The organism is Uliginosibacterium silvisoli (assembly GCF_036017035.1).
GTDB lineage: Bacteria > Pseudomonadota > Gammaproteobacteria > Burkholderiales > Rhodocyclaceae > Viridibacterium > Viridibacterium silvisoli.
On the sequence record NZ_JAYXHS010000003.1, the window covers coordinates 317,160 to 331,159 of the forward strand.

Below are 14,000 nucleotides of genomic sequence, written 5' to 3' on the forward strand. Positions count from 1 at the left end.
ATGCTGATTAGCCCACCATTTCTGCCGCCACGCTTGGAAGATGAAACCGAAGAGACTTGGCTCAATCGTGCATTCGAGGAGGTGGTAGGTGAAGGCATGTATCCCGTCGGGGACAGATTGTGTTGGCACGGAGGCATCCATTTGAATGCCCCGGCAAGTACTTCAGTTGCGGACCAATTCTTGCCAGTGCGCGCCATAGCAGATGGCACAGTCGTCTTCGTACGCCACGGCGAAGCAACGCGCAACGACGACCCGAACCATGTGCTGAATTACGACGGAGGATGGACCAGTGACGGCGCCGTGGTAATTGAGCACAACACAGAGATCGGCGCAGATGCACAGAACAACCCCGTCTCAGTGCGGTTTTACTCCGTATATATGCACCTGACGAGTGTTTCCTCCACGATCCAACAGGGTCGCCCAATCTATCGTAAAGACCTGCTAGGTGACGCTGGCTATATTCGTGGAGAGCCAAACCGCATGCACTTCGAGATTGCATGCGACGCGGCCAATTTACAAAACCTCATTGGGCGCACCACAGGGGACCTTCCCATCACGCAGGATGGACGTGTCAGCGTGGTCTTTGGTGAGTTGTATTTCCATATGCCATCCGGCACGCCGATCTATGACCAGAAACCACTGGACAACAACCCTGTTGCACATATCCAGCCACCAAAACCGTCGGCCAAGGCGCCCTTGCCTCCGCCACAAGCGCTGTCTCCAATCACCACAACAGAGATGCCTTGCATTGTTGGCATGCGCCACGCCTACGGCGAAGGCGTGGCAGCCAATCGCGGCAATCTCACCGTTAGAACCTATCTGGAGAGCGGAACACGATGCGGGGATGCATTGCCGGAGGCTGAGTACGAATACAACCTTTACCCCCGCGCAAAAGCAATCAGCGAATCTTATCCGGCGAATGAGCGGCCAGCGCCAAGCGCGGTGCTTGAATTGCTACGCTTCGGGCGCATCATCAATGCGGCAAACGAAACACTCACGCCGAATGACGTGCCTCATTGGCATGAGATCACTATCCCGACAGCAGATGGCACCGGCAATCAGCGTGGCTGGGTGAATCTGAACAACCAGGCCCCAGAGCAGATCGTTCGCAAGTTCAGCGATGCCGACTTCCCGCACTGGGCAGGCTGGCGTGTCTTCGATGATGATCTGAGTGCGGGGGATAGTCGCTGTGACTCCGCTGCATTCAAAACCTTGCTCGACATCAGCCGAGACGGCAACGTTACACCGGATGAACGTCGCGCGCGAATGCAAGACCCCAACGTCTTGAAGAAGGCATTGCACGCCATTTGCGCGATGCCTTCAGAGTGGAATGCTGCAGATATCGAAACTCGCTGGAATTGGCTGCAACTATCCAGCGACGAGAACCCTCAAGCGCTGGATGGAGAAGAGTTCTCTGGTTTCTGCGCTCATGTACGTGCCTTTTGTGTCGCGGCTCCGGAACTACATACAGCGACATTCAGACTCCACCCGCGCAGTTTTGTAACGGCATTCAGGCAATGCGGTTGGTTGAGTACAGCAGAGTCCGTTCAATTACTTCCACGTCGCTTCGTTGCAGAACACCACGGAACGCAAACGCTTTATCGATCCTCCATCACACTGGCTCAAGCCCGAGCTCGCATTGGAGGTATGGCTCGGGAACTAAACCGAATAATGCGTAAGTACATGATCGAATCGCGCCAGCGCCAATCAGTTTTCTTGGCCAATGCGGTTGTTGAGTCCAGTTATATGGCCCAATTTTATGAAGGTGGACGGGGCGCAAATACCCGATATGGCGACTGGTACGGACGTGGAATTATCCAAATAACGTGGGAGGAGAACTATCTCGCCTACTTCCGATACAGAGGAAGATCTACGGCAACCGCAGCCCAAAACGTAACATGGCGCGACCGTATTGAAACTGATCTCTATGAGCGGTGTGACAGTGCTGGTTTCTGGTGGGCCAGAAACGCCGCGAATAGGCACTCAAGCGGTGTAACAGCAAATCAAACTTGGAGAGTAAGTATCTGCGAGAACTTTGATTGGCGTCGCCGTTTATGCATTGGAAATTCCACCGCCGAAACCCGACTATCAAACCCAACACTTGATCTGGTTGGTCGCTTGGTCAATACCGGAGGAGTCAACACCACGGTAAGGGTCAATGGCCTAATCGAAAGGCGAGATATTTTCACGCACATTCAAGCCGTTTTGACTGAAACAGCTTACCCAGATGAGCACGGGATCGCCTCTCGCCAAACACCTCTTTTCTTCACAGCACAGCGATGAATCGACCCTCTTCCCTAATAGTCGTCACGTTCCTTTTCTTGGCTTCCGCATGCAAGAGCGCGCCTAGTGAATCCCCGACCCCATCGAGATTGCTGCAGGGGGGATGTCCAATTGTCATCACTCCGAACAACGACATGTCCGGCACGAAGCTGGACGATCATCGAATTGAACTGACCTGGAAAGCTGGTCGAGCACTATTAAAAACGGAAATCAGATTCAGTTGTAGTGGAAAAGAAATAGAGCAAGTATTGAACGAAGCGGGTTTCGAAAAATATGATGGCAAATGGCTGTTTCCGGCAAACGGGCAAAACACCTTGGCCACAGTAGTTAAGACGTCAACATGGACAGGGTTTTCCGGCACCACCTTCCAAGGAAATGTCTGCAGATCTGTTGTCGGAACCTCGATAGGCAGCTCAATGAGCTTCACGCTTGACTACTGCATCTCCGAACAGGAATACGAGAAGTCATCTCGGCAATTTGAGCGTATTGAACGGAGTGTCACTTTAGGCACCAACCAGAAGTAGCTATTGTCTGGGATGAAGTTGATCTGTCTGGAACACCTGACGGCCTGGAGTGAATGAAATACGTTTCTTGTACTTCACCCAAGAGCAAGCCGGTAGACTCCGGCGATGGATTTTCTTGAGACACGTCCTTCCCGGCAGCTGTTCTATCTGACTGTCTGCATTTCGCTGTTGGTTCATGTCGTGGTGCTGCTATTGCCCGCTGCGGCGCCGCCAGCGAGCAAGCCACCGCAGCGCTTGAGCGTTCGCATGATGCCGAAGACGCCGGGGCCGACGAAGCAAGCTATCACCACGCCGCCTCCTACCGTCATGCTCAGCCCCCAGCCGGGCCGGGCGGCACCGCGTATTCACAAAGTTCCGGTCGCGCCGAGCCAGCCGATTCTGAGTTCGCCCGAGCCTGGGCCTGCTGTCGTGGAGCAGCCCAAGTACACGCAGGCTGAGCGCGACGACATCGATAATTTCCTTCAGTCCTTGGGGCCTGAAGCGAAGCCTCAAGCGCGGGCGAATCCGCGCGCCAATGTGAGCGATCGTTCCATGGCGATGGCGCGTGACATCGGCCGCGAGATGGCGCGCCGCGGGGACGGCAGCGCGATCTCTCTGGAGAGGATTCCCGATAGTCCACCTGTCGATCGCTTCAGCCTTGAGTTCTATCTCGACTCGCTGATGAACAAGCTCAACCGCAATGCGCAGTTCATGAAGCGTCCTGCAGGTGGTGGTCGCCAGACTGCGGCCATTCAACTGCGCATCAATCCCGATGGTTCGATGAAGAGTGTGGAAGTATTGGACGAAAGCGACCAGAAGGATGAGGTGGAATTCATCAAGCACTTGCTGGAACGCTCAGCACCCTACTCGCCTTTCCCGTCCACGTTGGCAGCTTCTGCAAGATCGCTGGCGATCACGATCTGCATCAGACCAGGGCGCGGTGGTGACTCCTCCTTCAGCCGCTTCGAACGAGGTTCAGGAAGCAGCTGCTAGCAGTCAGCACGCCTCAAGAAGCATGCTCCAACAAGCCGTAACTCGCACAACTACAATGAGAAACACGCAGCCTGGCCACGAACGCTCTATCGGGAAACGCCCCTACCCTACAATGCGTGTAAATAAAACTAGCGGCGTGCTGACCACAACTGATGGAGCGGTAATCAAATGCATGAGGAGAGTCAAAGAAAACGGAGTGACCGCGTCGGAATCGTATTGACTTGCCAAGGATTAGGAGACGCACTCTTCGGAATGAGTGTGATCAAGAAAATGTATATGAAGACCAACTACATTTTCGATTTGTTTACTTACCATCCTGACCTTTTCAAGGCCTGTCCCTACGTCGACAACGCCTATCCCATGGCTGATGAGTCGTACCTGCACAACTATCCGTTCAAGATCACATATCTGTTTGATCTGAAAAAGCTGCCTCACTGGGATACCGACACCTTCGACTTCATCAGCATTCCTGCCGGGATACCTCAGCTCAGCTTCAAAGAAAAGCAGCTGGAGTACTTTCCCCAGGAAGAGGACAAAGCTGGTGAATTCGATGTTGTTTTGAATACGTCACGGACGTGGCCTAGCCGTAGTTGGGCGCCGGAAAACTGGCAGAGACTGGCAGATACGCTGACAGCAAAGGGCTTGCGTGTAGCCGTTGTCGGCAAAGACGTAGTGAGCAAAGCGGATCACATGGAAAAACTGTGTTTTGCGCTAAAGGGATGTACCAACCTGATAAACAAACTGAGCCTGGATCAAACTTTTTTCACAATCCGCAAGAGCAAGGTTTTCGTGAGCTGCCAAAATGGGCTGTCTGTTCTTGCCGGTGCTACAGACACTCGCATTGTCGTCCTTGATATGTCAATCGAATGGAGCAAGCGAGCCATTTATCGCTACGAAAACCCACACCACAAGATTAGTTACGTAAAAGGCAAGTGCGATCTCTACTGCGGAGAAGCAAATGCCTGCCCCCTTCCGCACAACAACGGTAGCTTCAAATGCATACCGGAATACGAGCGGGTCGCAGCGGCCGTGTCTGATGCACTCGCCGCTGCGTAAATAGCGAAAAACCCAAGTGGCTCACCCCACCAGTCTCACTAGCCCTAGAAAATCTGCCGCAGCTCTTTGCTGTTGAGACTCTTCATCAGAGCCCAGCGGCAAAGGGGCGCCTTCAGCGGCTTGTCGATCTAATCGACGTGGAATCCGGAGCTCATGGTGTGGCGCTTCACTGGTGCGCGGAAATGCCCAGATGCATGATGACTCCTGATTCGTTGCAGGCAGAGCCTGGCTTGGCGCGGAAGCTTGCTGCAACGCAATGGCGTTGAGCCCAGACCAGCACTCCGCTCTTCACAACGGGTACTTCAGAGCCGGATCATGCAAGGAAGAATGCCCGCAAGCGCGGGCATTTCCAGATGGCCGATCAAGGGCCAATTCGGCAATCAGTCAGCAGCGATGGAGATCGATTCGATCTTCACAACTGCACCCGACTCGGCGCGAATCTGCAGGAACGACTTGGCATCGCCGATCGAACCCGGAAAGACGTTGTCACCGACCTTCAGCGAAGCCGCTGACACTTTGACAATCTGTGAGGACGAGCCCAGCGGCGAATCTGCCTGCTTCGTCGTGCTGTTGTTCACATAGATGAAGAAGTTGTCCTTGGAAGATACCGAGCTTGCTTCAGCGAGCTTGACGACGATCTTGTAAGGCTTGCTCAGATCCAGCACACCGGCAGGACGATCAGAAGCGCTGGACTCGGCGACCTTGCCGGACGCATCCAGCACGGCACCGACTGTAATACGCCCGTTCGCCAGCACGAGCTTGCCGTCTTCCACCTTGGGAGTACCACCAGAAACCGCAAACAACGGCTTGGCCGCGTCATTGGGCATTGCCTTGAAGGCCGGGGTAAAAGTGTTGTCGGTCTGGAAACGTGCCGACAGGAGCTCGCCGGCCTGAACCGAAAGGGGGATGTTGAGGGCCAGGGCGCCAGCCACGACCAGTGCGTGCAAGGTTTTCATTTCACTCTCCATGATTCATATGTTTTGTATGTGCCTCCTGCGCGCGGAAAACCGCATCGGGAAGCTGTCGCGCAAACGATCGCTGCGTCCGCGTGCAGCAAAGAGCCGGTGTTACCGGTCCATGCGGCGTCAACAGTCTGATTGATACATCACGAAAACGCCGCACGCAACTGTCTTTTCACGTTGGGCGTAGAGAAAACCTGTCCATCCATGCGGGCGATAAAAGTCTTTTTGCCTGACGAATACGCGCGGCAGAAAGCCGGGCCTGGCACGTACGCGCACAGGAGGGCATTGCGCCTCTAGGAAATCCAGGGCTGGGGTATGTTGCAGATCGCTGCAGCCCGAACGCTGCAATTTTCCGCGCCATGACGGCCGTGTGGCCCATTCCAGCAAGGACTGATCTCATGCCATCCCTCCTGCAAGTCGCGAAAGCACCATGGTTCAGCAAGGCCATGCTCCTGAATCACGCCATCCTGTTCCTATGCACCTCGATGTACATGGGCACCGGCGTGTCACTGGTGTTCTTCTCGTTCCCCATCATTCCCGAATTGACCGTCGACAACTATTACCTGCAATACGTACCGCAGATCCAGGCTGCGACGGATTTCTTCACGATCGTCACGAAAATCATGCTGACCACGAGCGTGATCATGATCGTGGCGGAATGGAAGCAGGCGACACGCTGGATACCCATCGTCGTGTTTCTCGCGGTGGTAGCGGCCGCCACGCTGACGGTGAAGCTGATCTTTCCGTTCAATGCCGAGATGGCCAGGCATGTCACTGATCCGGTGCGCCTGCAATTCATCCTGCACGAGTTTGCGCGCCTGTCGACGATCCGCTTCGGGCTCTGGTCGCTGCAGTGGCTGCTGATGCTGTGGTACTTCGTGCGCTGGGCGTATTTGAGTCGCTATCCGGCATCCACCAGGGGCTGACATGACATTCAAGGGCATCATCTTCGATTTCAACGGCGTCCTGTTGTGGGACGCCCATCTGCACGAACTGGCCTGGCAGCGCTTCGCGCGCGAATTGCGCGGCACCGAGTTCACTCCTGAAGAATTTCTGGCACACGTTCACGGTCGTACCAATTCGCACATCCTCAGCCACCTGACCGGGCGCACGCTGATGGGCGAGGAACTGCACACGCTGACGCAGGCCAAGGAATCGTTCTATCGTCGGCTGTGCCTCGAACAGCCAGAGGTATTCAAGCTCTCTCCCGGCGCCATCGAACTCCTGGATTTTCTCGTGGCGCACAACGTACCCCGCACGATTGCCACCGCTTCCGAGCGAACCAACCTGGATTTCTTCATCCAGCATCTGCAGCTGGCAGGCTGGTTCGACACTGAACTCATCGTGTATGACGATGGCACGTTCCCCGGAAAACCCGCCCCTGACATGTATGCCCGCGCGGCAAGCAATCTGAAGCTGCCGCCACAGGAGTGCATCGTCGTTGAAGATGCGATTTCCGGGTTCAGATCAGCGCAGGCCGCGGGCATCGGCCATATTGTGGCGCTTGGCCCGCTCACGAGCAGTGAGCGCCTGGCAGCTTGCGAAGGCGTCAGCGCGGTGATCACAAGCCTGTCTGAATTGCCAAAGGAACGCTTGTTTGCAGTCAATCAGAAATGAAAAATGCCGTTCGGGCTCGGCCCGAACGGCATTTTTTTGACAGGAACACACCCGGCTCAGGGATTTACGCGACCGAGCAACAAGAACTCCAGCAGCGCCTTCTGCACGTGCAAGCGGTTTTCCGCCTCATCCCACACCACGCTTTGCGGCCCATCGATTACGCCGGCACTGACCTCCTCACCGCGATGCGCAGGCAGACAATGCATGAAGACCGCATCCTTGCTGGCCACGGCCATCATGTCCTCATCCACCTGGAAGTCGGCGAAGTCACGCAGGCGTTCTTCGTTCTCCGCCTCGAAGCCCATTGAAGTCCACACATCTGTCGTAATGAGATCGGCACCCTTGGCCGCCTCCATCGGATCTTCGAATTGTTCGAAATGTCCGGTGCCATACAGGTTGGCACGCTCTGGCTCGACCTCGTAGCCTTTCGGGGTCGCGACATGCACATTGAAGTCCAGCACTTCAGCTGCCTGCAGCCACGTATTGCACACATTGTTCGAGTCGCCAATCCACGCTACGGTCTTGCCCTGGATCGAACCGAAACGTTCGATGTAGGTATAGATGTCGGCAAGTATCTGGCACGGGTGGTACTCGTTGGTCAGGCCGTTGATGACCGGCACACGTGAGTTGCGCGCAAAGCGTTCCACGATGTCCTGCTCGAAAGTGCGGATCATCACTACGTCGGACATCCGCGAGATGACCTGCGCTGCGTCCTCTACCGGCTCGCCACGGCCAAGCTGCGAGTCACGGGTATTGAGATAGATGGCAGAACCACCCAGCTGGAACATGCCCGCTTCGAAAGACAGGCGTGTGCGGGTGCTGGCTTTCTCGAAAATCATCACCAGCGTACGGTCGAACAGCGGGTGGTAAGGCTCGTAACGCTTGAACTTTTCCTTGATCCAGCGCGTGCGTGCGAACAGGTGATCGTACTCTTCGCGGCTGAAATCCTTGAACTGCAGGTAGTGCTTTAGCGGTGTATTCATGTCTGCAACCCGCACTTCATCCCTTTGAGAACACTCAGGGAGAGCACAGGGCCTCGCATCATCATTGACTTTTGCCTTGCGGCGTTGCGCCCGGCCACGGCGATGAACACTCCCTCACCGCCCCATTTCCGGGCATTTTCAAAACACAACGGCAGCCGTAAAAAGCTGCCGAGCCATCAATCTTAAAGGATTGGCATGTCCGCCACCAGCGGGCGACATCAATTTGCGCGCTATTGCACCTGCCTCGCCAGCGTAGCCCGGAGAGGGACCACCCTTTTCTGCTAAACTTCCGCTGTTGCGGTGCCGCAGTAATTCTTGAGACTTGATCAATTCGCCAGCCAGAATTGCTGCAACACAACAAAACCCCGTCAAAGCCCTCAAGTGCGCACGACACTTGCTTGGATGTGGGTGTAAAACCTGCGCAAGCAGCCTGACACACCAGTTGGCCAACCCGACCTAGATACTGATATGTCTGCAACAGTCGTCAGCTTCACAATCATTGGCAGGACAGCGGATGGCAAGAGCTTTCGCCCCAGCGATTGGGCCGATCGCCTCTGCGGCATCATGTCGGTCTTCGGCGCCGACCGGAAGATGAAGTTCTCCCCCTACGTCCGCCCAGGCACCATGAATGGCGACAAATGCGTCATGGTGGACGAACGACTCCACAAGCTGGAGCCTCTTGCCTACAAATTCCTGGCGAATTTCGCGACTGACAACGACCTGAAAGTCGAATACGCAGAGGAATCGGCCAGCGTATCAGTCACGGGCTAAACACCTGAGACAACTCAACTTGGGGCACAAAAGCAAAAAGGCGATGCAGTGACATCGCCTTTTTTTGCGCCTAGCCAGTCCGAAAAGCTCAGACCGACCCGGCAACAAGAAGCTTGATCAGTCTCAGGCAGCAGCAGCGCCCAGTGCCTTGACGGCAGCGGACAGGCGGCTCTTGTGACGTGCAGCAGCGTTCTTGTGGATGATTTTCTTGTCAGCAATGCTGTCGATGACGCTCATCGATTGCTGAAAGACTTGTTGCGCAGCTGCCTTGTCGCCGGCATCGACCGCTTTACGAACAGCCTTGATGGCTGTGCGCAGACGGGAGCGCAGACTGGAGTTGTGCGCATTTGCCTTGACCGTTTGACGCGCGCGCTTGCGTGCCTGTGCCGTATTGGCCATATCTTTAATTCCGGTTCGGTTTAACGAGAGCCGGTAATCTTAATCGAGAGCCTGCCCGATTGCAAGCCCTTCTGTGCTCGGCTTGTACCCCAGGCGCAGCCGGCGCGATATCATCGCCTCCCCCGCCCCGCTTGCGCATTGTCCCCGGACCGCCCCGAAACGTGAATCTACTCAAAGCACTTGCAACGATCAGCAGTATGACGTTCCTGTCACGCGTCCTGGGCCTCGGGCGCGAAATCCTGATTGCCAACGTTTTCGGCGCAGGCATGATGACCGACGCTTTCAATGTCGCTTTCCGCCTGCCCAATCTGCTACGCCGGCTATTTGCCGAAGGCGCTTTCTCCCAGGCTTTCGTACCCATTCTGTCCGAGTACAAGAGCAAGCGTAGTCCCGATGAGGCCCATACGCTGGTCAACCGCGTCGCAACCTTGCTCGGTGTGATCGTCATGCTGGTTACCGTCGCGGGCGTCATCGGCACCCCACTCCTGATCTACGCCACGGCCGGCGGATTCAGCGCGCATCCCGAGAAGTTCGCGCTCACGGTCGAGCTGACGCGCATCACCTTCCCCTATATTTTCTTCATGGCCATGGTGGCGCTCGCCTCCGGCGTGCTCAACACCTGGAATCATTTTTCTATTCCCGCTTTCACGCCCGTATTGCTGAACGTCAGCATGATTGCGGCGGCGCTGCTGGGTCGCGACTACTTTGCCACGCCGGTGGAAGCGCTCGCCTGGGGCACTTTCATCGGCGGCGTATTGCAGCTCGCCATACAGATTCCGGCCATGGCGCGCGTCGGCATGCTGCCACGCTTCGATCTGCATTTCCGCGACCCCGGGGTCATGCGTATCCTGAAACTGATGGCGCCGGCAACGATAGGCGTTTCTGTCGCGCAAATCAGTCTGCTCATCAACACGGCCTTCGCTTCGTGGCTGCCGACCGGCAGCATATCGTGGCTCAGTTATGCCGATCGACTGATGGAATTTCCTTCCGGCATGCTGGGCGTAGCACTCGGCACCATCTTGCTGCCATCCCTGTCGAAGCTGAACTCTTCCGGCAACAAGGCCGAGTTCTCCGCCATGCTGGACTGGGGGCTTCGCTTGGCCTTGTTGCTGACCCTTCCTGCCGCTCTGGGCATGTGCATCCTGGCGGTGCCACTGACCTCGACACTTTTCCAGCACGGCGCATTCGCCGCGCCAGACGTACTGCAGACCAGCCGCGCCCTGGTCGCTTATAGCGTAGGGCTGGCTGGCATCATTCTCGTCAAGATCCTCGCGCCCGCGTTTTACTCGCGGCAGGACATCCGCACACCACTGCGTTTTGCAATCATCTCGCTGGTCGCCACGCAAGCCATGAACGCCTTGTTCGTGTGGCAATTGGGTCTGGCGCACGCGGGACTGGCGCTCTCCATCGGCCTCGCCGCGACACTCAACGCCGGACTGCTGTATTACGGATTGCGCCGCAAAGACGCGTTTACGCCACGTGCGGGATGGCCGGTATTTCTTGGCAAACTCGCCATCGCCCTGTGCGTCATGGGCCTGGTTTTGTGGTTCGCCATGGGGCAAGCAACCACCTGGACGCAGATCACCACCGCGAAACGGGTGATCTGGCTGGCAGGCCTGATGGTCGCCGCTGCGCTGAGTTACTTCGTCACACTGTTTGCCTTGGGTTTCCGTCCTGCAGACTTCAAACGCGGTGGCGTACATTGATCCGGATGTGAAAACCCGCAATAAAAAAGCGGAGCCAAAGCTCCGCCTTTTCATGGGTGCGACAAGTCCGCTCAGGCACTCAGCGCAGAGAAGGTACGCTTGGTGATCTCATCCACCGTGCCAAGACCCGAGATCTTGGCATAGCGTGGCGCATTCACGTCACCTGTGGCCGACCAGTCGAAGTAGTACTTCACCAGCGGTTTGGTCTGGTCGTGATAGACGTCGAGACGTTTCTTCACGACCTCTTCCTTGTCGTCATCACGCTGCACAAGTGGCTCGCCGCTGTCATCATCCTGACCTTCCACCTTCGGCGGATTGAACTTGATGTGATAGGTACGACCCGATGCTGGATGGGTACGGCGACCGCTCATGCGCTCAATGATCTCTGAATCCGGCACATCGATCTCCAGCACGACGTCGAGCGCTACGCCAGACTCCTTCAACGCGTCAGCCTGGCGCAAGGTGCGCGGAAAACCATCAAACATGTAGCCTTTGGCACAGTCTGACTGGGTCAGGCGCTCCTTGACGAGCCCGATGATGATGTCATCCGACACAAGCTGACCGGCATCCATTACGGCCCTGGCTGCCAGTCCCAGTGGCGTACCCGCCTTGACGGCTGCGCGCAGCATGTCGCCCGTCGAGATTTGCGGGATACCGTAGCGCTCGGCAATGAATTTGGCCTGGGTGCCTTTGCCCGCTCCTGGCGGTCCCAACAGAATCAGACGCATCTTTTATTCCTCCACTTACTGAATGAGAACGCGGCTCAACGCCCTGCGTTTTCGAAAATCGCGCGTACGCGCGCAAGGTCTTCCGGCGTGTCGACACCGCCGGCAGGCGCAGCGTCGAGCATTACGACGCGTATCTTGTAACCATGCCACATGGCACGCAACTGTTCGAGCATTTCCACACTCTCGATTGGTGAGGGAGCCAGACGCGCATAGGCACGCAGGAAGCTTGCACGATAGGCGTACAGACCCACATGACGGGCAGGCTTGAGCCAGTCAGGGAGGCTTCCCTTGCTTGGCAGGCCGGCGGCAAACGCATCGCGCGGCCACGGAATCGGCGCACGCGAGAAGTACATGGCACGCCCATGCGCGTCGGCAATCAGCTTGACCACTGACGGATTCAGGAAATCTTCCAGCGTGTGAATGGCATGCGCAGCGGTGGCGATCGCGGCTTCGGTATCGTCGGCCAGCGCTTGCGCGCATGACACGATGATGGCCGGATCTATCAGGGGCTCGTCGCCCTGGACATTGACCACGATGGACTTGTCATCCCAGCCAAGCACATCCACCACTTCACCTAGCCTGTCGGTGCCGCTGGGATGATCTGCGCGAGTCATCAAGGCATTGCCACCTGCATTGCGTACGGCTTGGGCGACGTATTCATGGTCCGTGGCAATCCAGACGTCTTCGGCGCCCGCCGCGAGCGCACGCTCCATGACACGCACGACCATGGGCTTTCCTGCGAGGTCAGCAAGAGGCTTCGCAGGCAGGCGCGTCGAAGCGTAGCGCGCCGGGATGATGACTTTGAAAGGCGTCGTCACTGCTGCACGTCTTCTGCAGTCAGCGTCCGCGCCTCATCTGCCAGCATCACCGGGATGCCATCACGGATCGCGTAGGCGAGGCGGCAGGGCCGGCAAACCAGCTCCTTGTCGGCCTTGCGGTAATCCAGCGGCCCCTTGCAAACGGGACAGACGAGGATTTCAAGCAGCTTCGGGTCCATCGAGACACTCCAGAATGTGTTCCAGCGCCGCTACGTCGATATGGGCATCGACGGGCAAGACCCAAGTCTGTTCAGGCGCAATTGCCCGGCATTTTATCGCATCCTTCTCCGTCATCAGCAGCGCATCTGCACCATCGAGGGCCAGATCGCGGGCCGAGAACACGTAGTGGTCCGGAAAAGCGCGCGTATCGCGCGGCTCCAGCCCGAGGGCGCGCAGGCTTTCAAAGAAGCGCTCCGGACGGCCGATACCAGCCAACGCCTTGAGCGTCAGATCTTTCAGATCCCGTGCATCCGCCTGCTCTTCCGGGGCATGCAGACGGTAGAACCTCCCCGGCGCAAGCGTCATTTTCACGCTTGGCACTGCGCCGATGGCGGCACGCGTGCGGGTACTGCTCTCGCCATGCAGGATCGCCAGGTGAGACTGGCGCACGCGCGACAAGGGCTCGCGCAAAGGTCCGGCAGGCAACGGCCACGCGTTGCCCAGGATGCGCTCGTCGAGCACCACGATCTCGACATCGCGCGCTAGCTGGTAGTGCTGCAATCCATCATCGCTGATGATGACATCAACCTGCGGATGAGCGGCCAGCAAGGCGCGACCCACAGCTGGCCGGTCACGGCCGATCCACATCGGCACGCCCGTACGACGACTGATCAATACCGGCTCGTCGCCCACTTCAACAGGATCGCTATGTGGCCACACCGGCGTTGGCACCGCAGCACGACCGCCATAGCCACGCGAAATGATGCCCGGTGCCCACCCGCGCTGACGCAGAGCGTCGGCCAGCCAGATCACCACCGGTGTCTTGCCGCTGCCGCCGACGGCAACATTGCCGACCACGACGACAGGCACTGACAGGCGATGCGCACGAAGAAGGCCGACGTGCCATGCAGATTTCCGCACGGCCGCCACGCATGCAAAGAGCGCGGCAAAAGGCAGCTGCAGCCAGGCGCGCGGGCCACGGGTCGCCCACCAGGAAGGGGTACTGCCGGGCATGCCAGAGA

Annotated in this window: 15 protein-coding genes; 8 read left to right on the forward strand and 7 right to left on the reverse strand. The window is 57.3% G+C overall.

What is annotated here, in order from left to right:
- From VVD49_RS16245 to VVD49_RS16260, 4 genes are all read left to right on the forward strand, one after another.
- A complete protein-coding gene (locus tag VVD49_RS16245) occupies window positions 1-2,283 on the forward strand; it encodes a M23 family metallopeptidase (protein WP_327600256.1) in 2,283 nt (760 codons plus the stop codon).
- A 134-nt stretch (window positions 2,284-2,417) separates the two neighbouring features.
- A complete protein-coding gene (locus VVD49_RS16250; RefSeq protein WP_327600257.1) occupies window positions 2,418-2,807 on the forward strand; it encodes a hypothetical protein in 390 nt (129 codons plus the stop codon).
- 105 nt (window positions 2,808-2,912) lie between these two features.
- Window positions 2,913-3,779 (forward strand): TonB C-terminal domain-containing protein, encoded by an 867-nt coding sequence (locus VVD49_RS16255; protein WP_327600258.1) that lies wholly within the window; start codon window positions 2,913-2,915, stop codon window positions 3,777-3,779.
- A 276-nt stretch (window positions 3,780-4,055) separates the two neighbouring features.
- The gene (locus VVD49_RS16260) at window positions 4,056-4,835 is read left to right on the forward strand and encodes a glycosyltransferase family 9 protein (RefSeq protein ID WP_327600259.1); all 780 of its coding nucleotides are present in this window, start codon (window positions 4,056-4,058) and stop codon (window positions 4,833-4,835) included.
- Between the two features lie 380 nt (window positions 4,836-5,215).
- On the opposite strand, the gene VVD49_RS16265 is transcribed toward VVD49_RS16260, so the two are convergent.
- A complete protein-coding gene (locus VVD49_RS16265; RefSeq protein WP_327600260.1) occupies window positions 5,216-5,791 on the reverse strand; it encodes a hypothetical protein in 576 nt (191 codons plus the stop codon).
- 404 nt (window positions 5,792-6,195) lie between these two features.
- Here VVD49_RS16265 and VVD49_RS16270 point away from each other — a divergent pair, with 404 nt between their 5' ends.
- A complete protein-coding gene (locus tag VVD49_RS16270) occupies window positions 6,196-6,723 on the forward strand; it encodes a hypothetical protein (protein ID WP_327600261.1) in 528 nt (175 codons plus the stop codon).
- A gap of 1 nt (window position 6,724) precedes the next feature.
- Entirely contained in the window at window positions 6,725-7,414 is a 690-nt protein-coding gene (locus VVD49_RS16275; RefSeq protein ID WP_327600262.1) for an HAD family hydrolase, read from the forward strand.
- A gap of 56 nt (window positions 7,415-7,470) precedes the next feature.
- Here the strand turns inward: VVD49_RS16275 and argF are convergent, their stop codons facing one another.
- Window positions 7,471-8,397: an ornithine carbamoyltransferase gene (gene argF / locus VVD49_RS16280; RefSeq protein WP_327600263.1), complete on the reverse strand. Its 927-nt coding sequence runs from the start codon at window positions 8,395-8,397 to the stop codon at window positions 7,471-7,473.
- 468 nt (window positions 8,398-8,865) lie between these two features.
- Here argF and VVD49_RS16285 point away from each other — a divergent pair, with 468 nt between their 5' ends.
- The gene (locus tag VVD49_RS16285; RefSeq protein WP_327600264.1) at window positions 8,866-9,168 is read left to right on the forward strand and encodes a DUF3579 domain-containing protein; all 303 of its coding nucleotides are present in this window, start codon (window positions 8,866-8,868) and stop codon (window positions 9,166-9,168) included.
- Between the two features lie 123 nt (window positions 9,169-9,291).
- Here VVD49_RS16285 and rpsT read toward each other — a convergent pair whose 3' ends face one another.
- Window positions 9,292-9,567 (reverse strand): 30S ribosomal protein S20, encoded by a 276-nt coding sequence (rpsT, locus tag VVD49_RS16290; protein WP_327600265.1) that lies wholly within the window; start codon window positions 9,565-9,567, stop codon window positions 9,292-9,294.
- Between the two features lie 161 nt (window positions 9,568-9,728).
- On the opposite strand from rpsT, the gene murJ reads away from it, so the two are divergent.
- Window positions 9,729-11,273, forward strand: a complete 1,545-nt coding sequence (gene murJ, locus VVD49_RS16295) for a murein biosynthesis integral membrane protein MurJ (RefSeq protein WP_327600266.1) — start codon at window positions 9,729-9,731, stop codon at window positions 11,271-11,273.
- 71 nt (window positions 11,274-11,344) lie between these two features.
- Here murJ and adk read toward each other — a convergent pair whose 3' ends face one another.
- Genes adk through lpxK form a run of 4 tightly spaced genes read right to left on the reverse strand, consistent with a single transcriptional unit; the run spans window position 11,345 to window position 13,992 of the window.
- Entirely contained in the window at window positions 11,345-12,001 is a 657-nt protein-coding gene (adk, locus tag VVD49_RS16300) for an adenylate kinase (RefSeq protein WP_327600267.1), read from the reverse strand.
- A gap of 35 nt (window positions 12,002-12,036) precedes the next feature.
- Window positions 12,037-12,819, reverse strand: coding sequence for a 3-deoxy-manno-octulosonate cytidylyltransferase (gene kdsB / locus VVD49_RS16305; protein WP_327600268.1), 783 nt, complete (start codon window positions 12,817-12,819; stop codon window positions 12,037-12,039).
- The gene (locus tag VVD49_RS16310; RefSeq protein WP_327600269.1) at window positions 12,816-12,998 is read right to left on the reverse strand and encodes a Trm112 family protein; all 183 of its coding nucleotides are present in this window, start codon (window positions 12,996-12,998) and stop codon (window positions 12,816-12,818) included. The genes kdsB and VVD49_RS16310 overlap by 4 nt, the downstream gene beginning before the upstream one ends.
- Entirely contained in the window at window positions 12,979-13,992 is a 1,014-nt protein-coding gene (gene lpxK, locus VVD49_RS16315) for a tetraacyldisaccharide 4'-kinase (protein ID WP_327600270.1), read from the reverse strand. The genes VVD49_RS16310 and lpxK overlap by 20 nt, the downstream gene beginning before the upstream one ends.
- Window positions 13,993-14,000 lie beyond the last annotated feature (8 nt).

Bases quoted from the DNA above. Each gene is read 5' to 3' on its own strand.
- VVD49_RS16245 (WP_327600256.1), top strand. From the start codon at position 1: ATGCTGATTAGCCCACCATTTCTGCCGCCACGCTTGGAAGATGAAACC.
- VVD49_RS16250 (WP_327600257.1), top strand. From the start codon at position 2,418: ATGTCCGGCACGAAGCTGGACGATCATCGAATTGAACTGACCTGGAAA.
- VVD49_RS16255 (WP_327600258.1), top strand. From the start codon at position 2,913: ATGGATTTTCTTGAGACACGTCCTTCCCGGCAGCTGTTCTATCTGACT.
- VVD49_RS16260 (WP_327600259.1), top strand. From the start codon at position 4,056: ATGAAGACCAACTACATTTTCGATTTGTTTACTTACCATCCTGACCTT.
- VVD49_RS16265 (WP_327600260.1), bottom strand. From the start codon at position 5,791: ATGAAAACCTTGCACGCACTGGTCGTGGCTGGCGCCCTGGCCCTCAAC.
- VVD49_RS16270 (WP_327600261.1), top strand. From the start codon at position 6,196: ATGCCATCCCTCCTGCAAGTCGCGAAAGCACCATGGTTCAGCAAGGCC.
- VVD49_RS16275 (WP_327600262.1), top strand. From the start codon at position 6,725: ATGACATTCAAGGGCATCATCTTCGATTTCAACGGCGTCCTGTTGTGG.
- argF (WP_327600263.1), bottom strand. From the start codon at position 8,397: ATGAATACACCGCTAAAGCACTACCTGCAGTTCAAGGATTTCAGCCGC.
- VVD49_RS16285 (WP_327600264.1), top strand. From the start codon at position 8,866: ATGTCTGCAACAGTCGTCAGCTTCACAATCATTGGCAGGACAGCGGAT.
- rpsT (WP_327600265.1), bottom strand. From the start codon at position 9,567: ATGGCCAATACGGCACAGGCACGCAAGCGCGCGCGTCAAACGGTCAAG.
- adk (WP_327600267.1), bottom strand. From the start codon at position 12,001: ATGCGTCTGATTCTGTTGGGACCGCCAGGAGCGGGCAAAGGCACCCAG.
- VVD49_RS16310 (WP_327600269.1), bottom strand. From the start codon at position 12,998: ATGGACCCGAAGCTGCTTGAAATCCTCGTCTGTCCCGTTTGCAAGGGG.
- lpxK (WP_327600270.1), bottom strand. From the start codon at position 13,992: ATGCCCGGCAGTACCCCTTCCTGGTGGGCGACCCGTGGCCCGCGCGCC.